This window comes from Streptomyces sp. NPDC044571 (assembly GCF_040647115.1).
Classification (GTDB): Bacteria; Actinomycetota; Actinomycetes; order Streptomycetales; family Streptomycetaceae; genus Streptomyces.
The window spans coordinates 28687-50488 of the sequence record NZ_JBEZBN010000004.1 but is presented as its reverse complement, the minus strand read 5'-3'; the positions used below and the strand labels follow the sequence as shown (position 1 = coordinate 50488).

19 protein-coding genes are annotated in these 21802 nt (G+C 72.3%); 5 read left to right on the top strand and 14 right to left on the bottom strand.

Annotation, left to right across the window (positions count from 1 at the left end):
* The first annotated feature begins 937 nt into the window (after window positions 1-937).
* Entirely contained in the window at window positions 938-1771 is an 834-nt protein-coding gene (locus AB0B01_RS03305; protein WP_361712358.1) for an SAM-dependent methyltransferase, read from the top strand.
* Here AB0B01_RS03305 and AB0B01_RS03300 read toward each other — a convergent pair.
* Together AB0B01_RS03300 and AB0B01_RS03295 are read right to left on the bottom strand one after the other, a co-directional pair.
* A complete protein-coding gene (locus AB0B01_RS03300; RefSeq protein ID WP_361712356.1) occupies window positions 1768-2688 on the bottom strand; it encodes a helix-turn-helix transcriptional regulator in 921 nt (306 codons plus the stop codon). The genes AB0B01_RS03305 and AB0B01_RS03300 overlap by 4 nt on opposite strands.
* Before the next feature lie 91 nt (window positions 2689-2779).
* The gene (locus AB0B01_RS03295; RefSeq protein WP_361712354.1) at window positions 2780-3010 is read right to left on the bottom strand and encodes a DUF397 domain-containing protein; all 231 of its coding nucleotides are present in this window, start codon (window positions 3008-3010) and stop codon (window positions 2780-2782) included.
* Between the two features lie 318 nt (window positions 3011-3328).
* Here AB0B01_RS03295 and AB0B01_RS03290 point away from each other — a divergent pair, with 318 nt between their 5' ends.
* The gene (locus AB0B01_RS03290) at window positions 3329-4150 is read left to right on the top strand and encodes a hypothetical protein (protein ID WP_361712352.1); all 822 of its coding nucleotides are present in this window, start codon (window positions 3329-3331) and stop codon (window positions 4148-4150) included.
* Window positions 4151-4164: 14 nt separating this feature from the next.
* On the opposite strand, the gene AB0B01_RS03285 is transcribed toward AB0B01_RS03290, so the two are convergent.
* From AB0B01_RS03285 to AB0B01_RS03270, 4 genes are all read right to left on the bottom strand, one after another.
* Window positions 4165-4542, bottom strand: a complete 378-nt coding sequence (locus tag AB0B01_RS03285; protein ID WP_361712350.1) for an NTP pyrophosphohydrolase — start codon at window positions 4540-4542, stop codon at window positions 4165-4167.
* Window positions 4543-4594: 52 nt separating this feature from the next.
* Entirely contained in the window at window positions 4595-5527 is a 933-nt protein-coding gene (locus AB0B01_RS03280) for an AAA family ATPase (RefSeq protein ID WP_361712348.1), read from the bottom strand.
* Window positions 5528-5530: 3 nt separating this feature from the next.
* Window positions 5531-6742, bottom strand: coding sequence for an RNA ligase (locus AB0B01_RS03275; protein ID WP_361712346.1), 1212 nt, complete (start codon window positions 6740-6742; stop codon window positions 5531-5533).
* 117 nt (window positions 6743-6859) lie between these two features.
* On the bottom strand, window positions 6860-7294 hold the full coding sequence (locus AB0B01_RS03270; protein WP_361712344.1) for a VOC family protein: 435 nt from the start codon (window positions 7292-7294) through the stop codon (window positions 6860-6862).
* Window positions 7295-7346: 52 nt separating this feature from the next.
* Here AB0B01_RS03270 and AB0B01_RS03265 point away from each other — a divergent pair, with 52 nt between their 5' ends.
* Entirely contained in the window at window positions 7347-8054 is a 708-nt protein-coding gene (locus tag AB0B01_RS03265; RefSeq protein ID WP_361712342.1) for a YoaK family protein, read from the top strand.
* A 14-nt stretch (window positions 8055-8068) separates the two neighbouring features.
* On the opposite strand, the gene AB0B01_RS03260 is transcribed toward AB0B01_RS03265, so the two are convergent.
* Together AB0B01_RS03260 and AB0B01_RS03255 are read right to left on the bottom strand one after the other, a co-directional pair.
* Window positions 8069-9025: a hypothetical protein gene (locus AB0B01_RS03260; RefSeq protein ID WP_361712340.1), complete on the bottom strand. Its 957-nt coding sequence runs from the start codon at window positions 9023-9025 to the stop codon at window positions 8069-8071.
* Window positions 9026-9087: 62 nt separating this feature from the next.
* Window positions 9088-9825, bottom strand: coding sequence for a VOC family protein (locus AB0B01_RS03255; protein WP_361712585.1), 738 nt, complete (start codon window positions 9823-9825; stop codon window positions 9088-9090).
* 302 nt (window positions 9826-10127) lie between these two features.
* On the opposite strand from AB0B01_RS03255, the gene AB0B01_RS03250 reads away from it, so the two are divergent.
* Entirely contained in the window at window positions 10128-11735 is a 1608-nt protein-coding gene (locus tag AB0B01_RS03250) for a cytochrome bc complex cytochrome b subunit (RefSeq protein ID WP_361712583.1), read from the top strand.
* Window positions 11736-11780: 45 nt separating this feature from the next.
* Here AB0B01_RS03250 and AB0B01_RS03245 read toward each other — a convergent pair whose 3' ends face one another.
* The 5 genes from AB0B01_RS03245 to AB0B01_RS03225 all read right to left on the bottom strand — a co-directional run bounded on the left by AB0B01_RS03245 (window position 11781) and on the right by AB0B01_RS03225 (window position 16182).
* Window positions 11781-12170, bottom strand: a complete 390-nt coding sequence (locus AB0B01_RS03245; RefSeq protein ID WP_361712338.1) for a cytochrome c oxidase subunit 4 — start codon at window positions 12168-12170, stop codon at window positions 11781-11783.
* Window positions 12160-13833 carry a cytochrome c oxidase subunit I gene (gene ctaD, locus AB0B01_RS03240; RefSeq protein WP_361712336.1) on the bottom strand — a complete coding sequence of 558 codons (1674 nt, stop codon included), beginning with the start codon at window positions 13831-13833 and terminating at the stop codon, window positions 12160-12162. Before ctaD ends, AB0B01_RS03245 begins: the two co-directional genes overlap by 11 nt.
* A 162-nt stretch (window positions 13834-13995) precedes the next feature.
* Window positions 13996-14487: a hypothetical protein gene (locus tag AB0B01_RS03235; protein ID WP_361712334.1), complete on the bottom strand. Its 492-nt coding sequence runs from the start codon at window positions 14485-14487 to the stop codon at window positions 13996-13998.
* Between the two features lie 17 nt (window positions 14488-14504).
* On the bottom strand, window positions 14505-15599 hold the full coding sequence (locus tag AB0B01_RS03230; RefSeq protein WP_361712332.1) for a glutamate--cysteine ligase: 1095 nt from the start codon (window positions 15597-15599) through the stop codon (window positions 14505-14507).
* A 49-nt stretch (window positions 15600-15648) separates the two neighbouring features.
* Complete coding sequence (locus AB0B01_RS03225) at window positions 15649-16182, bottom strand: type 1 glutamine amidotransferase domain-containing protein (protein WP_361712581.1); 534 nt, start codon at window positions 16180-16182, stop codon at window positions 15649-15651.
* A gap of 237 nt (window positions 16183-16419) precedes the next feature.
* On the opposite strand from AB0B01_RS03225, the gene AB0B01_RS03220 reads away from it, so the two are divergent.
* Window positions 16420-18672, top strand: coding sequence for a SpoIIE family protein phosphatase (locus AB0B01_RS03220; protein ID WP_361712330.1), 2253 nt, complete (start codon window positions 16420-16422; stop codon window positions 18670-18672).
* A 57-nt stretch (window positions 18673-18729) separates the two neighbouring features.
* Here AB0B01_RS03220 and AB0B01_RS03215 read toward each other — a convergent pair whose 3' ends face one another.
* Window positions 18730-21669 (bottom strand): HAMP domain-containing protein, encoded by a 2940-nt coding sequence (locus tag AB0B01_RS03215; protein ID WP_361712328.1) that lies wholly within the window; start codon window positions 21667-21669, stop codon window positions 18730-18732.
* Window positions 21670-21802: the final 133 nt, after the last annotated feature.

Here is a 21802-nt window from a genome sequence, read left to right as displayed (position 1 = left end):
CGTCGCCCGCTCGCGCATGCCGATCAAGCCCTGGCCGGCGGACGCGGAGGCGGCGGAGCACCAGCAGCATGCGCCGCATCTCTGCCAGGGCCTCGTGGGCGCTGTCGCCGATGGTGTCGAGGGCCCGGCGGGCCGTCGGCGGGTCGGAGGGAAGACGTATCCGGCGAGCCCGGTCTGGACGGAGATCACCGAGACGTGGTGGGCGATGACGTCGTGCAGCTCGCGGGCGATCCGGATGCGTTCCTCCCGTACGCCCCCGCGGGCCTCCTCTCCTGTTCCAGGCGGAGTTGCAAGGTCAGCTCGCGCAGCCGCCGGGAGCCGCCGCCCGTAACCCAGCAGCCGGTGGTCGTGACGGTCACGAAGCCGACGCAGAGCGCCGTGCTGATCAGGACGGCGACGGGCAAGCGCCGGCGCAGCACGAGCGGAAGGTACGCGGCGGCCGGCAGGAGGTAGGCGAGTGCGCCGGTGTCCCGCCAGTAACCATGTGGATCAGGCCAGTTGCCCAGCATGGTGGCCGAGATCCAGAGGGAGCCGAGGGCGTACACGATCTCGGCGACGGCCGGAAGCACGGCGCGGAGCCGGATCACGGCCGGATGTGCGGACACCTCCACGTCAACCCCCTTGTGTACCGCCGAGGTTGTACAGGGTCACCTCCTCGGGGTGTAGGCGGGTCTCACCCTGTGGATGGGCGACATCCCCGGCGTCCGCTGCTTGGATTTCCCTCGGCCGACCGGGAGTAGGCCACGGCCCTGCCCCTGTGGGCCCAGCGAGGCCGTGCCCGTTCGGGGGCGGGCACGGCCCCGCCCCCGACCCCGGGCGCCTCCCGGCGACTCTGGCCGAAACCCATGCACGAGAGATTGGCACGCCCCGCCCGACTCCCTACGATGGGCCGCCACCCCGGCCGCAGGGCCTTGGACGAGGTCCACCAGGAGGGCACATGGAGTCAGGGCAGACCCCCGGGACACCCTCGCCGCTCATCGACATGCACACCCCGAGCGTCGCCAGGATGTACGACTGGCTCCTGGGCGGGGTGGAGAACTACGCCAGCGACCGCGAGGCCTGCGCCCGGCTCCTGGAGATCGCCCCCAGCACCCAGCTGCTGGCCCGCAACAACCGGGCGTTCCTGCGGCGTGTCGTCCGCATCCTCGTCGAGGACTACGGAATCAGGCAGTTCCTCGACCACGGGTCCGGTCTGCCCACGCAGGACAACGTGCACGAGGTGGCCCAGCGGGCCGACCCCCGGTGCCGGGTGGCGTACATCGACAACGACCCGATGGTCCTCGCGCACGCCCAGACCACCCTGCACGAGGACGGCCGCACCCTGGTCCTGTCGAAGGACATGCGGCGGACCGCGGAGATCCGGCAGGAGACGGACGGCTTCCTCGACTGGGACCAGCCGATCGCCGCCCTGTTCGTGTCCGTGCTGCACTGCCTGAAGGACACGGGCGACGAGAACGACCCGGCCGCGGTCGTCCGCAACACGGCGGCCCTGCTGCCGCCGGGCAGCTTCATGGTGATCTGCCAGCTGGTCAGCGAGGACCCGGTCGTTCGCGACGAGGTGACCCGCCTGATGGACGTCACCACGCACGGCACGTGGGGCCGGGTCCGCGAACCCCACGAGGTACGCCGGTACTTCGACGGCCTGGACATCCTGGTCCCCGGCCTGGTGGACGTGGTCGACTGGCGCCCCGACGCCGCACCCCCGCCCCCGGCCCACCGCCCCTGGGACTGGGTCGAGTGGGGCGGGGTCGGCCGGCTCCGGGCCTTCTAGGACCCCGCGTCGCCGAAACGGTGCTGGGCCTGGAGGATCAGGTCGATGCTCTCGTCCTTGGACGCCGCCGCGTTGCGGAGGTTGCTCAGGGCGTTGCGGTAGTCGTCGAGGGCCCGCGGCTTGGTGACGTAGTTCGCGCCGTTGATGTGTTCCACGTAGGCGAGCTCCGACTGCTCGCCGTTGCTGAACTTGAGATGCGTGATCGGGTACGGGGGTGTGACACCCCACTCCCGTGACATCTTCAAGATGCGGATGCTGACCTTGTCGGTGTCGCCGGCGTGCAGCAGGTGCTTCAGCTGCTCCTGCATCACCTCGGCGTCACCGCACCGGCGGTGGAGGATGCTCTCCTCCAGCAGGGCGACCACCCGGGGCAGCGGGCCGTCCAGCAGGCGTAGCTGCCGCTCGGCCCGCAGCTCGACCACCCGCTCGACCTCTTCCGGCTCGGCGCTCGGCATGACGGCGCGGACCATATGGCGGGCGTAGGCGCGGGTCTGGAGGATTCCGGGGACGACCAGGTTCTCGTAGACGCAGATCTCCTCGGCGTCGCCCTCCAGCTGGATGAGGCGCTTGAGGAAGCCGGGGGTGACGTCGCTGAACTGCTCGTACCATTCCGCGTCCTGGGCATGCTCCAGGAGCCGCTCGATCACCCGCATCTCCTGCGCGTCGACCTCGTAGAACCTGGCCAGGGCGAGCACGTCCCGCGGCCGGGGCGGGCTCTCGCCCCGCTCCAGGCGGCTGATCTTCGAGACCGACCCGTGGATGACCGGGGCGACCTGCCTGAGGGTGAGGCCTCGGGCCTCACGGCACCTCCTGAGCTCCTGCCCGAGCAGGCGGTCGGTCGCCGCCCGTCCCGGATCCTGGCCCAGCGGCACGACGGGGGCGACCGGGTCGGGCAGCGGCTCGGGGAGGGCAGGCATAAGAACTCCCATATGACCGGGGTGGACGTCCGTCCCAGAATGAGGTGCGCCCGCCTGCCACTCCAAGCCTTGGCCCAAGCCTTGGGCTCCTTCAGGTCAACCGGTCGAATTCCGAGCGCTTGGCACCTTCGATGAAGGCCGCGATCTCGGCGGCCGTGAAGACCAGCGCCGGACCGTCGGGGAAACGGGAATTCCGCACCGCCACGGCGCCCCCGCCCAGCGCCGCGAGCTCCACGCAGTTCCCGTTGCCCACACTGGCACTGCTCTTCACCCAGACCGCACCGGGAATCCCGCTCGCCACCACGCCATTGCCCACCTGCATGATTCGACCCCTCCTCGCCGGACGTGCATGATCATGCAATCCCATATGGGATTGCATGAAAAAGCGCTCATGGAAATGCTAGCCAGCCTCCGGGGATGCGGCAGTCCCCCGATGGGGTGCACCGACCCCCCATTCTTCATATGATCTGACATCAAATCATCGCTACGCATATATTGGGCATTTCGGGTTAAACGGCGGTGCGTCACCCGGGCACCACGACCCGCCCTCGCCATAGTCGTCCCTGGCAGCCGCCCGGCTGCCGCCCCGCGCCGCGGACGGACCGCGGGCGGGCGGATGTCTTCGTAGAGGAGCCTGCACATGCAGAAGCCCACCAGGAACATCCTCGCTCTCACCGCCGGAAGCCTGGTGCTCGGCTTGATCGGCGCGGGCGCCGCCGTCGCTGACGACCACGACACGAGGGGCGACTCGGATTCACAGGAGATCGTTCTTTTCAAGCCGGACGACGACAAGTCCGGCAACCACTCCGGCCGCGAGTACACCGTCGGCAGGGTCGTCTCGCGCGTTCCGCTGACGGTCCGCAGCAAGCCGACCACCCGCTCGTCCGCCGTGGGCCACCTGAAGCCGCAGGACAAGGTCGGCCTCGTGTGCAAGCAGCACGGTGAAGAGGTCGACGGCAACAGCCTGTGGTACCGCCTCTACCTCAAGCACGACGACGAGGGCAGGACGGGGGACGACGAGGCCCGGGACGACGAGGCCGGGGACGAGGAGTCCGGCGACGACGAGTCGAAGGAGGATTCGTCCAAGGACAAGGGGTCCAAGGAGGACTCGTCTAAGGAGGACTCGGCCGAGGAGGACGGGTCCAAAGAGGACGGCCGGAAGCACAACGAGGGCAAGCACGACGAGGGCGGCGGCAAGCACGAGGGAGGCAAGCCCAACGGGGGCAAGCACGACGGCGGCAAGCACAACGAGGGCAAGCACGACGGCGGCAAGGGCAAGCAGGACGAGTCCAGGGAGGACGAGTCCGGGGAAGACGGGGCGCAGGAGGGCGGACGCGAGGACGAGAACGCGGACGGCACCGAACAGGAGGGCACGGAGGCCCGCGCCCTCGGCGAGCACCAAAAGGCCTGGGTCTCCGCCCGTTACGTCAAGAACCTGGAGAGCGTGAAGTGGTGCGACTGACCGGCTGAACGCCTTCAGTCCACTGGGCGTACGGCACGCGGACCCACGCATTCCGCACCGTACGCCCGAACCCGCTCACGCAGTTCCCGGTCGGCCGTGACCACCACGCAGCCTCGGTCCGCGAAGGACGCGGCCAGTTCCACGATCCGGTCGTCGCCGCTGCCGGGCGCCGGGTCCACCCGTACGCCGGGGACGGACTCGACGCCCCGGGCGGCGCCTTCGACGACGAGCACGATCTCCTCGCTCCCGCCCTCCGCGGGGCAGGTGCCCCGGGACGACGCCCGCTCCGCCAGCCGGTCGCGCAGCCGCTCGGCCGCACCGCGCCGGTCCCGCCACCAGCCGTCCGGCACGGACCCGACGACATTGGCAGCGTCCACGATCAACACCTTCATGCCCCCAGTATGGGCGGCACACCCGGCAGCGCTCCCGGCGGCGGCCCCGCGGCTAGAAGGCGCCGTAGTTGACCTGCCAGGTGGGCAGCCCCATCCGGCGCCACACCGCGACCACCCGGTCGCGGTCGTCCAGCGACACCCGCACCGCGTACCGGTGGCGCACATGCGCGTCGAACAGCTCAGCCTTGACCACGTCGTCGCGCCGGGTGTCGCCGAGCGGACGCATCCACAGCTCGTCGTACGGCACCGCGTGCCGCCGCAGCCATGCCTCCGTCTGCGGACGGTGCTCCTCCCCGCGCCCGGACAGCAGCACGATCGTGTCGCCGTCGGCGCGCCGGAAGGCGTCCAGCGCGTAGCGCACCGGTTCGTTCAGCGCGTCGATCTCGCAGCGCGTGAAGTCGTACGGGCTGCGGTCGCCGGTGAGCGCCAGCGTGCCGTCGATGTCGCACATCACCGCCGAGGGCAGTGCCGGGTCCGGCACGTACGGTTCGACGGCCGGCTGGTCGTTGAACCACTCCGCGGTGAGCCGCCAGCCGCCCTTCTTGGCGCCGGCGTGCTTGGAGGCCAGGATGCGGATGACCTCCTCACCGACCGGCCGCTCGCGGGCGGCGTCCCGGCGCAGGCACTCCTCCAGCGGCACGTCCGTGAAGTCGTGCACGACGAAGGTGGCGAGTCCGCCGACCGCGGCCTTCAGCCGCTTGGGGATCCGCGAGGTCAGGTGCGTGTTGTCCACGACCACGTCGAAACCGTCCTCGACGGCCGCGCGCACCGCCGCGTCCTGGACGGCCAGCACGGTCTGCTCGTGCCGGTGGGAACGGCCCCGTTCGGGGTCGGGTACGTCGAGCATGGCCCTGAGGTCGTCCAGGTTGACGCGGCGCATCCGGCCGCCGGCCTCGGCCTGCAGGGCGCGCGCCGCGGTCGTCTTACCGGAGGCGGGCAGCCCCGTCATGACATGGACGACGGGGCGGGCGGGCTCTTCGGACACGGGTCAGTTCTCCTCATCGGTCGTGAACGGGTTGGACGCCTCCGGCCGCAGCTGCCGCCATACGAGGAGCTCGGTCGGCCGGCCGTCCAGCCGCAGGAACATCGCGGCGCGGATGTCCCGGTCGGGCACGGCCTGCACGGCGCGCGCGAACGCGGCGCGGTCGCCGGCCAGGTGCGCCAGTTCCCCGAAGGCCGCGTCGATGGCGCGCCCGCGGCGGGCCGCCGCGTCCTCCAGTCGGGCGATGACCTCGCGCACCCAGGTGTCGAACTCGTCCGGGACCTGCTCCAGCAGGGCGTCGAGCGGCTTGCCACCGCTCGCCTCGATCTCCTCGGGCGAGCAGCCGAGGCCCTGCCGGAGCACCTTGGCCGGCAGGCCGGCGAAGCGCTGGATGCCGTGGGCGCGCCAGAGGTCCCGCTCGGTCACGCCGGTGAGCACCTTGTGCAGGCGTACGTACTCGGACAGCTTGGCCTTCGCGCGCACCCCGGAGGCGAACCGGAGTACGAAGCCTTCGGCGTCGGTGCCGGTGGTGCTCCGGCCGCCGGGCAGGGTGTTGGACTCGGTCAGTGCGATCAGCTCGTCGAGCGGCATGGCCGGCCAGACCGTGACGACGGCTCCGATGCCCTCCCAGTGGGCTGCGGCCTCGGTGAGCTCCACCTCGGTGCCGTCCGGCCCGAAGGCGGCGAGGAGCACCAGGTCGCGGCGGTCGCCGTAGTCGACGACGATGCGGTTCTGCGGGTACAGGATCTCCGCGAGGTAGGTCACTCCGGGGACGAGGGCCGTGGTGTCCCGGCTGTCGAGCCGGCGCTGTGCCCAGGCCGCCTGCGTGCTGGTGAAGGACCCGCGGGTGGCGGCCCGCCAGCGGCCCGCGTAGTGGAAGACCACCGCGAGGCTGCCGTCGACCTTGTCGTACACCTCGAAGGGCTCGTCGGGCAGGGCCGGGGCGTAGGGCCGGCCGGACTCGTGCTCGCCGACGTTGAAGAACTTCGGCAGCGGGAGGGCGACGACGGCGCCGGTGGTGTCCTCGGCGACCAGTCCGCGACAGCGCATGGTCGCCCGGTTCCAGGCGTGTTCGTACTGGGCCGTCCTCGTGTACGAGTAGAGGGACAGCGGCAGTTCGGGGTGCGGCTTGCGGATCACGTGCCCGGCCTCGATGGCCGCCGCGAGGTCCTGCGGCGGTATGAGGTCGTGCAGCGTCAGGTAGGCCTGGGGGCCCATGGGTTCCTCCCGGTTCGAGATGCTCCATTCTCACGTGCGGGAGGACGGGTCCGGTACCGAATTACCCCTGGTCCGGGTGGGTGTGGGGTGGGCGGCCGACGGGGCCCGGGGCAGGGTCTAGGCGGAGACGCAGAGTTCGTTGCCCTCGGGGTCGGTGAGGGTGGTCCAGCTGTGGGGGCCCTGACGGCCGTCGTGGAGGCGCTTGGCGCCCTTGGAGATCAGGCGTTCGACCACCTCGTCCGGGTCGTCGGGGCCGGTGCGCACGTCGAGGTGGACGCGGTTCTTGACGGCCTTGGGCTCGGGGACGAGCTGGAACAGGAGGCGCGGCGCGCGTTCGAGGCCCTCGGGGTGGCGGATGACGGCTCCGGTCTTCCAGACGAGGGTGCCGCGGTGGGTGGTGGTGTCGTCCTCGTCGGCGTGCCCGGCGGCGATCAGGCCGCGGATGAAGCCTTCGTCGCTGGGCTCCACTTCCCAGCCGAGGGCCTCGGCCCACCAGTCGGCGAGGGAGTGCGGGTCGGCGCAGTCGATGGTCACCTGGAACGTGTAGGCCATGGCGGGACCCTACTCCGGGTCCGGCGCGTGCGCGGCCCGAGGAAGCGTTGAGATGCGATCCACCCGGCGCGGGCTCCTGCGGACGCTGGCCGCGCAGTTGTTCCCGCCCGGACCGGAGGGCGCGGAGGGGCCGCACGGGGTGCTGCCGCCCCTGCTGGTCGTGCTCACCTTCGTGAGCGGGCTGGTCGACGCCGTGAGCTATCTGGCCATGGACCACGTGTTCGTCGCCAATATGACCGGCAATGTGGCGTTCCTCGGCTTCGCGCTCGCCGGCGAGCGCGAACTGTCCATCTCCGCCTCGCTGCTGGCGCTCCTCGCCTTCCTGGCCGGGGCGGCCGCGGCCCGGCGGCTGCGGGGCGACCGTGCGGCGCCCCGGATGTTCGGCCCGCTGGTGGCGGTCCAGGCGGGGCTGGTGGCCGCGGCCCTCGCCGTGACGACGGGCGGGGCGGGGCGGCTCGCGGTCGTACTGCTGCTCGCGCTCGGCATGGGGCTGCAGAACGCGGTCGCGTACCGCAACGCGGTGCCGGACCTGACCACCACGGTCGTCACCCGGACGCTGACGGGCCTGGCCGTCGCTCCGTGGGGGCGGGCCTCGCTCCGGCGGGTCGTGTCGGTGGCCGCCTTGTTCCTCGGCGCCCTGACGGGCGGCCTGCTGACCCTGCATCGCGGGCCCCGGTGGACGCTGGCGGTGGCGGTGGTCCTGCTGCTCGGGGTGGCCGCTGCGGCGCACCGGCACCGCCGGCGGGGAGGGCCCGCGTAGCGCTGTGGCCCGGCCTAGCCGTGCCGGCGCGCTGCCCGGCGGGCGCCGAGGAAGGCCGCGAAGGTCAGCAGCCAAGCCCCGACCGCGATCCAGAGCAGTACCTCGCCCAGCCGGCCGAGCCAGCCCACCCCGGTCGGCCCGGCCGCCGAGAGGCAGGCCGTGGCCGTCATGCCGAGCGGGAAGACCGTCGCCCAGCGGCGGATGTCGTAGTGCGGGCGCCACAGGTGCAGTTCGGCGGCGAGGAGGAGCACGTACCAGGCGAGGGACAGGGTCAGCGTCACCAGCGTGGCGGTACGCAGGGCCGTGTGGACCGTATCGGTCCACACCGGGGAGGCGGTGAGCCTGGACGCCGTCAGGGCGCAGATGGCCAGCGCGCCGCCCGCCACCCACTGGTCGCCCGCGCCCCGGACCACCTCGCGGACGTCGAAGCGGGCGCGGGCCACGCCGTAGAGCACCAGGCCGAGGCAGAAGGCGGCCAGGGCGGCCCGGGCGAGCCAGTCGAGGTGGAGGGCGGCGGCCAGGACCGCCGCCAGGACGGCGAGGCCCTGGGTGGCCACGCAGACGAGGAACACCGCCCCCGGCATCCGCCGCTTCCATCGGCGTACGACGTTGAGCAGCAGCACTGGCCACAGCGCCGCGGCCAGCGCCAGCAGCGCGGCGGCGGCCGTCTGCCGGCCGAGCAGGGAGACCCGGGCTCCGAGCACCGTGGTCGCGGCGACCGCGGTGAGGGCGGCCGGGGTGTCGGCCTCGGCGCGGAAGCGGCCCCGGTCGCGCACCAGCCGGGCCGCGAGGGTGCCGGCGAGGACGAGCCACAGCAAGGCGGCGATGGCCAGGGCCGCCGCCGACAGCACCTCGTGCCCGGTCAGGTGCAGTCCGACGGAGAGGATGCCCGCGGCCATGACCGCGGCGCCCGCTGCCGGGGGCAGTCCGGTCCACCGGCAGCGGGCGGGGCGGCGGGTCGGGTGGGTCACCCTTCGAGCGGACACCGCACCGGCGCGGCCCGCGAGCGCGGTGGTCCACCCGGGCCAGGGTTTCAGTCCGAGCGGACGGCCGTGAGGATGAACATGGCCCCTTCGGGGTCGCGCAGGGTGACGCAGCGCTCGGTGGGGCTCGGGATGATGGTCGAGAGGGTGGTTCCGCCGGCTGCGACGGCCGCGGCGATCGCCTCGTCGAGGTCGGCGACGCGGAAGTGCACGTGCCAGCGGGGACGGGTCTCCTGGCCGCAGACCGGGCTCTCCTCGCTCCCGCCGTTGAGGCGGGCGACGGGTTCGCCCGCCTGCCGCAGGACGACCTGGGCGTCCTCGTAGGAGACCTCGCAGCAGCCGGGGCGGCCGGTGGCCCATTCGAGCACCTCGCCGTAGAAGATCGCGGCCTCGAAGGCGTCCCTCGTCCGTAGCTCCAGCCAGGCCGGCGCGGGTCCGACACCCACCCTCCAGTCCGCCGAGACCCCGCCCTCCCAGATCCCGAAGGCCGCACCGTCCCGGTCGGCCACCAGCGCACCCCGGCCGCCCGTGGGGAAGGACACCGGGCCGACGGCAATGGTGCCACTGCGCTCGCGGATCCGGTCGACCGCGACATCGGCGTCGTCGACGGCGAAGTACGGGGTCCAGGCGGCCGCCACCGCCAGGTCCTCCGCCAGGGCCCCGATGCCGGCCACCGGCACCCCCTCGACCACGGCGACCGTGAAGTTCTCCCCCAGGCGGGCCGGCCGGAACTTCCAGCCGAGGACCGCTCCGTAGAACTGCTGTGCTCCCAGGAGATCGCGCGCCATCAGGCTGACCCAGCACGGGGCGCCGAAGACCTCCCTCGTAGAAATCTCCACCACTCACGCTCCGTCCATCGACCGGCCCGTGCCCGGGTTCCCGCGGCGGGTGCATTTCCATGATGCGCCACAGGTGATGTGCACCGTGTCTGCATTGATCCGCAATTATCACTTTAGGTAGCGTTGCCCACACTCCGGGCGACTCGCTCGACCTCCCGCCACGTCATGGCGAGGGCTCAGACAGGAGGTGCACGCGGGTGCTGGGGTCGACACGCAAGACGGGCCCGAAGGCCGGGACGCGGCGAGCGGCGCTGCGGAGCGGGGCGTGGCTCGACGATCGCCTGCCGCTCGTGGAGACGACCCGGGGCGTGCTGCGCAAGGTGTTCCCGGACCACTGGTCCTTCCTGCTCGGCGAGCTGGCGCTCTACAGCTTCGTCGTCCTGCTGCTGACCGGCGTGTTCCTGACGTTCTTCTTCGAGCCCTCGATGGCGGAGTCGGTGTACCGCGGCTCGTACGCGGAGCTGCGCGGGGTGCGGATGTCCCGGGCGTACCTGTCCACGCTGAGCATCAGCTTCGACGTGCGCGGCGGGCTCTTGATCCGGCAGATCCACCACTGGGCGGCGATCCTGTTCGTCGCGGCCATCGGGGCGCACATGCTGCGCGTGTTCTTCACCGGTGCCTTCCGTCGCCCGCGTGAGGCCAACTGGACGATCGGGGTCACCCTGTTCATGCTTGCGCTGCTGGAGGGGTTCGCCGGCTACTCGCTCCCGGACGACCTGCTGTCCGGGACGGGCCTGCGGATCGCCCAGGGGATCATGCTCTCGGTTCCGGTGGCCGGGACGTACGTGAGCATGTTCGCCTTCGGCGGCGAGTTCCCCGGGCAGGACATCGTGTCCCGGCTGTACCCGGTGCACATCCTGCTCGTCCCCGGTCTGCTGCTGGCGCTGATCACCGTGCACGTCCTGCTGGTGTTCGTGCTCAAGCACACCCAGTGGCCCGGGCGCGGCAGGACCGGCCGCAATGTCGTCGGGCTCCCGTTCTTCCCCCAGTACGTGGCCAAGTCGGGCGGGCTCTTCTTCAGCGTCTTCGCCGTGCTGGCGCTCCTGGGTGGCGTGGCGCAGGTCAATCCCATCTGGGTGTACGGCCCCTACCGGCCCGACCTGGTCTCCACCGGGTCCCAGCCGGACTGGTACATCGGTTTCCTGGAGGGGGCGCTGCGGCTGATGCCCGGCGTGGAGACCCGTGCGGGGGGCCACACGGTGAGCTGGAACCCGCTGGTGACGGGTGTGCTGTTGCCCGGCCTGCTCTTCATGGTGCTGTACGCCTATCCGTTCTTCGAGCGCTGGATCACGCGCGGCGCCGGCGAGCGGCACGTGTGCGACCGGCCGCGCGACCGGCCGGTGCGGACGGGGCTGGGGGTCGCGGCGCTCTCCTCGTACGGCGTGCTGCTCGTCGCCGGCGGGCAGGACATCGTCGCGTTCGTCTTCGACCTGCCGGTGGGCGCGGTGACCTGGGTGCTGCGCGTGGCGTTCCTCGCCGTGCCGGTGGCGGCGTTCTGGCTGACGAGACGGCTGTGCCTGGCGTTGCAGGCGCAGGAGCGGGAGCGGCTGGTCGAGGGGGCCGAGTCGGGGCTGGTGCGCCAGGGCGTCGAGGGCGGTTTCCACCCGGAGCACCTGGCCCTGCCGGCCGAGGAGGCCTACGCCCTGCTGGTACGGGAGCGGCCGCGGCCCGTGGAGCCGCCGCCTGCGGCCGGCGGCGGTCGGTTGCGGGCGCTGCCCGGCCGGGCGCGGGCGGCGATCAGCTCCTGGTACTACCGCGACCGGGTCCCCTCCCCCGCGACCGCCGAGCAGCAGCAGCGGATCGCAGCCCTCATCGCGGGCCCGGACCGGCCCGAGCCGCCGCCCGGGCAGGAGGACTGAGCGGGGCGGCTGCCGGGGCGGCCGGGGCGCGGCCGAGCGGGGCGGCTACTCCGGGTGGTCGAGGTTCTGGAAGGAGAAGCCGAGGACGGCGGGCAACAGGACGCCGAGTCCGATGAGGCAGATCCACAGCCCCTGCACCACGCCCAGGCCGATCAGCGCGCTCCCCGCGGCGGCCATCACCGGGAAGTAGCTGCGGGCCGGGAAGAAGCCCCGCCGACCGCCCGCGTCCCGGACCTCCGCCGCCTTGCGGTCCTCCGGCCGCTCACCGCCGCGCCCGTACTGCCGCCAGAAGAAGGCGGCGACCAGGCTCGACATGAGGAAGGAGACGCCCAGGGCCGCGGTCCCGGCGGGCTCCAGGGAGAACCAGGCGTAGACGAGCGTGGTGGCCGCGAAGAACAGGGCCGTACCGGTGAAAAGCCAGGCTTCACCCTTCACGGGTCACCTCCGGGTGGTGCAGGTCGAAGGCCGGGGACTCGGAGCGGATCCGGGGCAGGGCGTGGAAGTTGTGCCGGGGCGGCGGGCAGCCGGTCGCCCATTCGAGCGAGCGGCCCCAGCCCCAGGGGTCGTCGGCGGTGACGTGCTCGCCGTACCGCGCGGTCTTCCAGACGTTGTAGAGGAAGGGCAGCGTCGACAGGCCCAGCAGGAACGCCCCGATGCTGGAGACGGAGTTGAGGGTCGTGAAGCCGTCCGCGGCCAGGTAGTCGGCGTACCGGCGGGGCATGCCCGCCTCGCCGAGCCAGTGCTGGACGAGGAAGGTGGTCTGGAAGCCGATGAACAGCGTCCAGAAGTGGATCTTCCCCAGGCGTTCGTCGAGCATCCGGCCGGTGAGCTTGGGCCACCAGAAGTAGAAGCCGGCGAAGGTGGCGAAGACGATCGTGCCGAAGAGGACGTAGTGCAGGTGGGCGACGACGAAATAGCTGTCCGTCAGATGGAAGTCCATCGGCGGGGAGGCCACGACGACGCCCGTCAGACCGCCGAGGAGGAAGGTGACGAGGAAGCCGAGGGACCACAGCATCGGGGTCTCGAAGGAGATCGACCCCTTCCACATCGTGCCGATCCAGTTGAAGAACTTCACCCCGGTCGGGACGGCGATCAGGAAGGACAGGAGCGAGAAGAACGGCAGCAGCACGGCTCCCGTCGCGAACATGTGGTGGGCCCACACCGCGGCGGACAGGCCGGTGATGGCGATCGTCGCGCCGATCAGGGCGGCGTAGCCGAACAGGGGCTTGCGGCTGAAGACCGGGAGGATCTCGCTGACGATCCCGAAGAACGGCAGCGCCACGATGTAGACCTCCGGATGCCCGAAGAACCAGAACAGGTGCTGCCACAGCAGGGCGCCCCCATTGGCGGGGTCGAAGACGTGGGCGCCCAGCTTGCGGTCCGCCTCCAGGGCGAGCAGGGCGGCCGTGAGGACGGGGAAGGCCAGGAGCGCCAGGATGGAGGTGAAGAGCACGTTCCAGGTGAAGATGGGCATGCGGAAGAGGGTCATGCCCGGTGCGCGCAGGCAGACGATGGTCGTGATGAAGTTGACCGCGCCGAGGATGGTGCTCAGGCCGGACACCGCCAGTCCCATGACCCACAGGTCGGATCCGGAGTTCGGGGAATGCACGGCGTCGTTCAGCGGGGCGTACGCGAACCACCCGAAGGGCGCCGCCCCGTCGGGGGTCAGGAACCCCGAGACCACCAGGAGCCCGCCGAAGAGGTACACCCAGTAGGTGAAGGCGTTGAGCCGGGGGAAGGCGACGTCGGGCGATCCGATCTGCAGGGGCATGATCGCGTTGGCGAAACCCGTGAAGGTCGGAGTGGCGAACAGCAGCATCATGACCGTCCCGTGGACGGTGAACAGCTCGTTGTACTGCTGGTTGGACAGGAGCTGCGTCCCCGGGCGGGCCAGTTCGGCCCGCATGAGCAGGGCCAGCACCCCGCCGAAGAGGAAGAAGGCGAACGCCGTCACGAGGTAGAGGTTGCCGATCACTTTGTGGTCGGTGGTCGAGAGCCAGCGCAGTACCGCCGAGCCCTGGCCGACCCGCCGCTCGCTGCGCCGTTCGGCGCGTTCGGCGGCCGGCGCCTGCTGCGGTGAGCGGTCCACTGACGTCATCCGTCCTCCAGAACCTCGCCTGTACCCCCTCCCCTACAGGCTGGGGCGGCTCGCCACCGGGCGGCGCGCCGCTGAGGGCTCCGGCCGGGCCCGGATTCCGGGCCGTTCAGGCGTCGCGGCGCCGCTCGTCGCTGTCGCGGCGGAGCTGGTGGGTGTGGCGGCTCATCGCGTCGATGCGGTCGGCGAGCTCCGCGTGCTCGGCCCGCAGATGGGGCGGGTGCCGGCGAGGGGACGGACGAGCCGTGCGGCGTCGTCGTCCGCCGGCGCCCGGTCGAGGTCGCCCAGCTGCCGTGCGGCGGGGGCGGGGAGGTCGGTGAGCGCGGTGATCTGTCCGGCCGGCCGGCGCAGCCCGGCGGCGTTGGCGCGAGCCCATGCGGTGACCGAGCGGTCGGCTGCGCGCAGGAGCAGGAGCGAGGCGAGCGCCTGCTCCGGGCCGGCCGCGGATGCCGCTGCCGGGCCGCCGCCGGGTGCGGTCGGGTCGGGGCCCTGTGCCGCCCGGACCGCCTGCTCGATGGCGGTGAGGGCCGCCGCGACGGCGAGCGGGGAGGCCGTCCGGCCGGCGGCCCGGCCTGGTCCTGTGGCATGGGGCCCCTCCGCTCCGGTCACCCCCGAGGCGGCGGGTTCGGTTGTCGCCCTGGGGTTGGCGCGTGCCAAGAGGAGGGGCGTACCCGTCAGCGCGCGGCCGCCTCCGACGTGATCAGGCTGCACAGACCGGGCATGCCCCCTTCTGCCAGAGCGCGGCGCTGGCGGTCCGCCGGGGTGCCCTGCTGGAGGAGCCGGTGGAGCAGGGCGCCCACCTCGCGCTGGTCCCCCGCCTCCTCCAGGGCGGGCCCGATGTGCCGCATCAGCATGCACAGGACGTCTCCGGCGCTGCGGCTGCGCCCTTCGGGGTCGACGAGGGTGCTGTCGAGGCCGTGCCGGGCGGCGTGCCAGTTCGCCGCCTGGAGCAGTTCGGGGCTGCACACGGCCGACGGGGCCCCGGCCTTCTCCTCGGCGATCGCCGTGCTGACCAGCGCGCGGGCGATTCCGGCGAGCAGGACCGCATCGGTCGCCTCCAGCTGCACGTCGAGGCAGCGCACCTCGACCGTGGGATACCGCTCCGACAGCCGTGCCTGCCAGTACAGCTGCCCCCGGTCGGCGATCACCCCGGACTCCAGCAGCGCGTCGACGCGCTGCTCGTAGTCGGCGAGGGCGGTGAAGCACGGGGGCGGGCCGCTGACCGGCCAGCGTCCGAAGACGATCGTGCGCCAGCTCGCGAATCCGGTGTCGCGCCCGTCCCACAGGGGCGAGTTCGCCGACATGGCCAGCAGCGTCGGGAGCCAGACGCGCAGTCGGTTCAGGACCGCCACGCCCATTTCCCGGTCGGGTACGGCCACGTGCACGTGCATGCCGTTGATCAGTTGTTCGTCGACCAGCCGGCGGGCCTCCTCGCGCATCTTCAGGTAGCGCAGCTTCTGCGTGACCGGGACCGGCTCCACGTCCTTCAGCGGAGCCGTGGCGGAGGCCGCGATCCGGCATCCGCTGTCCTCGGCCGCTGCTCCGACCGCGTGCCGCAGCCGCAGCAGGTGGCCGCCGACCTCTTCCAGGTCGGTGCAGATGGGGGTGGCGACCTCGACCTGGGCCTGCAGGAGTTCGTTCTGCACTTCCCCCTCGTCCGCCCAGGAGCCGAGGCCGGCCGCGGCCCGTACCTCCTCCGCCCGCGGGAGGGGCAGGAAGGTGGTGGGATCCAGCAGCACGTACTCTTCCTCAACCCCGACAGTGATCATGTCCGACGGCTCCTTATGCCGCTGGGCGTGTGACCGTGCCGCAGCCCGGTCAGCCGCCGAACTCCTTGACGAACGCCTTGCAGAAGGCGTCCAGGTCGTCCGGCTTGCGACTGGTGACCAGGGTGGAGGGCCCTTCGTGGCTCACGTGCACCTGCTCGTCCACCCAGGTGCCGCCCGCGTTGCGGATGTCGGTGCGCAGGCTGGGCCAGGAGGTCAGCGTCCGGCCGCGTACGACGTCGGCCTCGACCAGCGTCCACGGGGCGTGGCAGATCGCCGCGACGGGTTTGCCCGCCTCGAAGAAGGACCGGACGAACCCGACGGCCTGCTCGTCCATCCGCAGGGCGTCCGGGTTGGCGACGCCGCCGGGCAGGACGAGGGCGTCGAAGGCATCCGCCGTGTCCCCGGCCAGGACGTGGTCGACGGTGAAGCGCCCCGCCTTGTCGAGGTGGTGGAAGGCCTGCACCTGGCCCGCCCGGGTCGAGACGAGCTGAGGGTTCCATCCGGCCTCGGTGGCGGCCTTCCAGGGTTCGGTGAGTTCGATCTCCTCGACGCCTTCCGGCGCCGTCAGGAACGCGATGCGCACCAGGGTCACTTCCTTCCGGAGTGGGGACGTGGTCACGTACGGGTTGTCCGTAGGCCCTGCGCCTGCCCGGAGAGGTTCGCCTCAAGCAGGCCGGGGGCCGCGCGCGTACTGCGCGTACTGCACGAGGGAGAAATGCCCGAGTAGAATCACTTTCAAAGCATTTGACCGTTTTTATAATCTCTTTATGGCCTTGAGTCGGGGCCGTTCAGGGCTCCCGGCCTCCCTCCCGGAGGCGACATGGACGAGCCCGTCGGCGTGCCGGACCCAGCGTCCGCGAGCGACTCCGGAGCCCTCCTGCGTGCGGTGCGCGCCCTGACCGCGGAGATCGCGGAGCTCCAGGCCGAGTGCGCCGACCGGCATCTGCTGGATCTGGCGACCGGCGTACTGGTCGCCCAGCTCTCCGTGCCCCCGGCCGACGCCGCCGACCATCTGCGCCGCCTCGTCGCGCAGACGGGCCTGGGCACCCGCGACGTCGCCGCGGACATCGTGAACGCCGCCGCCGGAACCGCGGCCGCCGCCGGGGCGGATCCGGCTGCGCCGCGCCGCTTGCGGCGTACCGACGCCGCCGTGACCGCGGCCGCGACCGCCGGGCAGGCCGCCGCGGCCCTGCTGGACGCCGGGCTCGGCCACCTCGGCGCACAGGAGGTGTGGCTGTGGCGGCGGACCGCGACCGACTGCCTCCAGCTCGCCGCCCAGGCCGGAGGCAGCACCCTGGCGTCCTCGCACTGGCAGTGGCTGCTGCCCCAGCTCGGCGGCGCCCTGCGGGCCGCCCTCGACCACGGGGAGGCCCGGTGGCTGCCCGACGGGCCGCCGCCCGACCACCCCCTGCCCGGCCCTGCCCCCGACGCCGGGCGGGCCGTCCTGCCGCTGCGCCACAAGGGCTCGGTCACGGGGGTGCTGCTGGTGTGCTGGCCCGGACCGGTGGTCTTCGATCCACCGGTGGTGCGGGCGGTGGAGGCCGTCGGCGACACCGCGGCCGTGGTGCTGGACGCGGACCCGGGTCCCGAGGGCCCCGGCAGCGCGAGCGCGCTCGGCGCCCTGCTGGACTGCCTGGGCGAGGCGGCGCTCGTCCTGCTCCGTCCCGAGGGGGCGCCCGACTGGTCCGTCGGCCACGCCAATCCGATGGCGGCTCGGCAGCTCGCCGAGGTGCCGCGGCCCGTCGGACGGGTGCTGGCCGAGGTGCTGCCCGCGCACTGCGCAGAGCTGGCCCGGCTCGTCGAGCAGGCCCGGGCGGCCGCGGCTCCGCGCCGGGCGGACCGGCTGTCCGGCCGCGACGGGGCCGCGCTGGTCGACGTACGGGCGCTGCCGCTCGGGCCCGGGCGGTGCGTCGTCCTGTGGCATCCCTCGGACGATGCGTCCCGGCTGCTGCCCCGCGTCCTCGACCGGCTCGACCGGCTGGCGCTGTTCGAGGAGGACCTCGTCTCCGGGGTGTCGCGCTGGAGCGAGCGGGCGTACGAGGTCTTCGGCGTGGAACGGGACGCACCGCCCGTCCCGCTGTGGGACCTGATGCCCCGTATCCACCCCGACGACAAGGGCGGCATGGCCCGGCTCCTGGAACGGCTGACCGTGCATCAGGAAGGGGCGCAGGCCCTGGTCCGGGTCGTGCGCGAGGACGGCGGGCTGCGCCACGTACGGATCAGCGCCGAGCCCCTGCTCCAGGGGGCGGTCACGGCCGCGGTGACCGGCGTCTTCCAGGACGTCTCCGACCGGTACCGCACCGAGCTGGCCCTCGGGGCCAGCTTCGACCAGCTGACGGCCATGGAGGCGCAGGCGGCGGTGCGCCGGCAGTTCGTCCGTCAGCTCCAGCAGGCCATCGTGCCCGAGGTGCCGGACTCGCTCAGCCTGCCCGGGCTGCTGGCCAGCGCCCGCTACCGGCCCGCTGCGCAGGACTACAAGGTGGGCGGCGACTGGTACGACGTACTGCCCCTGGGCGGCGGCCGGGTGATGCTGGCGGTCGGTGACATCGCGGGACACGGCATCGAGTCGGCGACGGCCATGGTGGCGCTGCGCAACGCGCTGCGCGGGCTGGCGTACACCGGCGCCGCGGCGGGTCAGCTGATGGGCTGGCTCAACGACGTGGCGCTGGCCGCGCCCGGCCACCCGACGGCGACGGCCGTCTGCGCCCTGTACGAGCCGCGGGAGCGGGTGCTGCGCTGGGCCAGCGCCGGACACCCGCCGCTGGTCCTGCTGCGGGAGGGCCGGGCGTCCCGGTTGGAGCCGCCGCACGACATCCTGCTCGGGGCGGTGCCGTCGGTGTCGTACACGGAGACGGCGACCGCGCTGCGCCCCGGGGACCTGCTGGTGCTGTACACGGACGGGCTCGTCGAGCGACGCCACAGCCCGCTGGACGAGGGTGTGTCGCTGCTGATGACGGCGGTGGAGCAGCTCGCGGACGCCGGGATCGAGGAACAGGCCGACCGGCTGCTCACAGGGGCGCGGGAGAACACGGACGACGACACGAGCCTGGTGCTCGTCCGGGTGGCGCAGTAGCGCCGGGCGACCGGCCCCTGCCCGTGCTCGCCGGCCCCGGGCCCGTGCGCGCCGGTCTCACCCCAGCCAGGTGCGGATGCGGGCGGCCAGGTCGTCGGCGTCGACCGGCTTGGTGACGTAGTCGTCCGCACCGGCCGCGAGGGCCTTCTCGCGGTCGCCCGGCATGGCCTGGGCGGTGACGGCGATGACCGGGACACGGGTGTAGCCGGGCAGGGCCCGGATGGCCGCGGTGGCGGCGTAACCGTCCATGCCCGCCATCATCACGTCCATCAGGACCAGGTCCACGTCGTCGTGTTCGGACAGCAGCTCCAGGCCGGACCGGCCGTCCTCGGCCCGCAGGACGTGCATCCCCTCCCGCTCCAGGATCTCCGTCAGGGCGAAGACGTTCCGTGCGTCGTCGTCCACGATGAGCACGGTGGGCCCGGCCGGCGGTGCCTCCGCCGGGGCGCCGGCAGCCCGTGCGTCCGGGCTCGGGGCTTCGGACACCGACGGCAGGGACGGCTCCGGCCCGGTGGCCGCCGCCCGCTCCGCGGTCCCCAGCGGCAGGAAGAGGGTGAAGACGCTGCCCTCGCCGGGAGTCGAGCGGACTTCGATCGCGCCGCCCATGAGATGGGCCACCTCCCGGCTGATGGACAGGCCCAGCCCGGTGCCCCCGTAGCGGCGGCTGGTGGTGCCGTCGCCCTGCTGGAAGGCGCCGAAGACGATCTCCAGGCGGTCCTCGGGAATGCCGATGCCGGTGTCGGCCACCCGGAAGGCGAGAACGCCCGCCCGGCCCGGCCGGACGGTGGCCGGGAGCTCGTGCTCCGCCGCCGGGCCCACGCGCAGCTCGACGTGTCCCTGCTCGGTGAACTTCAGGGCGTTGGCGATCAGGTTGCGCAGCACCTGGCGCAGCCGCGCCTGGTCGGTGAACAGCATCTCGGGCAGATCACCGCCGGTGATGACCCGGAACTCCAGTCCTCGGGCGGCCGCGACCGGCTGGAAGGTGGAGTCGAGCGACTCCAGGAGCCGGTGGAGCGCGAAGGACTCGGGGTGCAGGTCCATCTTGCCCGCCTCGACCTTTGACAGGTCGAGGATGTCGTTGATCAGCTGGAGCAGGTCGGAGCCGGCGGAGTGGATCACCTCGGCGTAGTCCACCTGCTTGTCGGTGAGGTTGCCGTCGGGGTTGCGGGCGAGCAACTGGGCCAGGATCAGCAGGCTGTTGAGCGGGGTGCGCAGCTCGTGGCTCATGTTGGCCAGGAACTCGGACTTGTACATGGACGTACGGGACAGCTGCTGGGCCCTGACCTCCAGCTCCTGCCGGGCCTGCTCGATCTCCAGGTTCTTGCGCTCGATGTCCCGGTTGCGGTCGGCCAGCTGGGCCGCCTTCTCCTCCAGTTCGGCGTTGGAACGTTGCAACTCCTCCTGGCGGGCCTGGAGTTCGCTGGAGCGGGTGCGCAGTTCGGTGGTCAGGCTCTGCGAGCGCTCCAGCAGCTCGTCGGTGCGGGCGTTGGCGATCAGGGCGCTCACGCTGACGCCGACGGCCTCGATGAACTGGTCGAGGAAGTCGCGGTGGATCGCGGTGAAGGGGCTGAGCGCGGCCAGTTCGACGGCGCCGAGCACCTGGTCCTCCACCACGATCGGCAGCACGAGGAGCACGGCCGGTTCGGCGGCCCCGGCGCCCGAGGCGATCGTGGCGTACCCGGGCGGCAACCGGTCGACCTCCAGTGTTCGCCGGGTGCCGGCCGCCTGGCCGACCAGGGACTGGCCGAAGCGGAACCGGCGGGGCGGCGAGGCCGGGTCGTCGGGAGTCCCGTACGAGGCCGTCATCACCAGGTAGCCGCCCGCCTCGTCGTGTTCCGCGAGGAAGAACGCGCCGTACTGGGCGGCCACCAGCGGCGGCACCTCGGTCATGACGAGCCGGGTGAGGGCGGTCAGGTCGCGGGTGCTCTGGAGCAGGCCCGAGACCCGGGCCAGATTGGTCTTGAGCCAGTCCTGCTCCTGGTTGGCGCGGGTGGTCACGCGCAGGGACTCGACCATCGCGTTGATGTTGTCCTTGAGGTCCCCGACCTCGCCCGGCGCCTCCACCGTGATGGAGCGGGTGAGGTCGCCCTCGGCGACGGCGCTGGTGACGGCGGCGATCGCCCGCACCTGGCGGGTCAGGTTCCCGGCGAGCTCGTTGACGTTCTCGGTGAGCCGCTTCCAGGTGCCGGAGACCCCCTCGACCTCGGCCTGGCCGCCGAGCCTGCCCTCGCTGCCGACCTCGCGCGCGACCCGGGTGACCTCGGCCGCGAAGGAGGAGAGCTGGTCGACCATCGTGTTGATGGTGGTCTTCAGCTCCAGGATCTCCCCGCGGGCGGAGACGTCGATCTTGCGGGTCAGGTCGCCGCCGGCCACGGCCGTGGTGACCTGCGCGATGTTGCGCACCTGGTTGGTCAGGTTGTCGGCCATGGAGTTGACGTTGTCGGTGAGGTCCTTCCACGTGCCGGAGACGCCCTGGACGGTGGCCTGGCCGCCGAGCTTCCCCTCGGTGCCGACCTCGCGCGCGACGCGGGTCACCTCCTCGGCGAAGGAGGACAGGCGGTCGACCATGGTGTTGATCGTCTCGCTCAGTTCGAGGATCTCACCGCGGGCGTCGACCCGGATCTTGCGGGTGAGGTCGCCGTTGGCCACGGCCGCGGCGACCTGGGCGATCGAACGGACCTGCGAGGTGAGGTTGTCGGCCATCGTGTTGACACCGGTGGCCAGCTCCTGCCAGATGCCGCTCACCCGGTGCACACGGGCGTGGCCGCCGAGCAGGCCTTGGCCGCCGACCTCGCGGGCGACCCGGGTGACCTCGGCGGTCACCAGCGACAGCTGGTCGACCATGCCGTTGTAGACCGCGGCGATCTCGCCGAGGAGGCCTTCGGGGCCTTCCGGCAGGCGGGTGGTGAAGTCTCCGTCGCGAACTGCCGTCAGGCCGTCGAGCAGCCGCCTCAGCCCCTCCTCGCTGAGTCCGGGGCCCTGTCGCGCTTCGTCCATGGAGCCTCCGAGTCCACTCTGGCACCACTCTGGCACGGGCCGCGGAACGGGACACCTTCGGGCGAATCCGGCGCCGGGCGTGTGGTGCGGGCAGCCCTGCGTGGGACCTCGTAGGGAAGTACTCCCCTCCATC

Coding starts and splice junctions, on each gene's coding strand:
- AB0B01_RS03220 (WP_361712330.1), top strand. CDS start 16,420: ATGGACGAGCCCGTCGGCGTGCCGGACCCAGCGTCCGCGAGCGACTCC.
- AB0B01_RS03215 (WP_361712328.1), bottom strand. CDS start 21,669: ATGGACGAAGCGCGACAGGGCCCCGGACTCAGCGAGGAGGGGCTGAGG.
- AB0B01_RS03290 (WP_361712352.1), top strand. CDS start 3,329: ATGCAGAAGCCCACCAGGAACATCCTCGCTCTCACCGCCGGAAGCCTG.
- AB0B01_RS03285 (WP_361712350.1), bottom strand. CDS start 4,542: ATGAAGGTGTTGATCGTGGACGCTGCCAATGTCGTCGGGTCCGTGCCG.
- AB0B01_RS03300 (WP_361712356.1), bottom strand. CDS start 2,688: ATGCCTGCCCTCCCCGAGCCGCTGCCCGACCCGGTCGCCCCCGTCGTG.
- AB0B01_RS03230 (WP_361712332.1), bottom strand. CDS start 15,599: ATGATCACTGTCGGGGTTGAGGAAGAGTACGTGCTGCTGGATCCCACC.
- AB0B01_RS03270 (WP_361712344.1), bottom strand. CDS start 7,294: ATGGCCTACACGTTCCAGGTGACCATCGACTGCGCCGACCCGCACTCC.
- AB0B01_RS03295 (WP_361712354.1), bottom strand. CDS start 3,010: ATGCAGGTGGGCAATGGCGTGGTGGCGAGCGGGATTCCCGGTGCGGTC.
- AB0B01_RS03265 (WP_361712342.1), top strand. CDS start 7,347: ATGCGATCCACCCGGCGCGGGCTCCTGCGGACGCTGGCCGCGCAGTTG.
- AB0B01_RS03255 (WP_361712585.1), bottom strand. CDS start 9,825: ATGGCGCGCGATCTCCTGGGAGCACAGCAGTTCTACGGAGCGGTCCTC.
- AB0B01_RS03275 (WP_361712346.1), bottom strand. CDS start 6,742: ATGGGCCCCCAGGCCTACCTGACGCTGCACGACCTCATACCGCCGCAG.
- ctaD (WP_361712336.1), bottom strand. CDS start 13,833: ATGACGTCAGTGGACCGCTCACCGCAGCAGGCGCCGGCCGCCGAACGC.
- AB0B01_RS03305 (WP_361712358.1), top strand. CDS start 938: ATGGAGTCAGGGCAGACCCCCGGGACACCCTCGCCGCTCATCGACATG.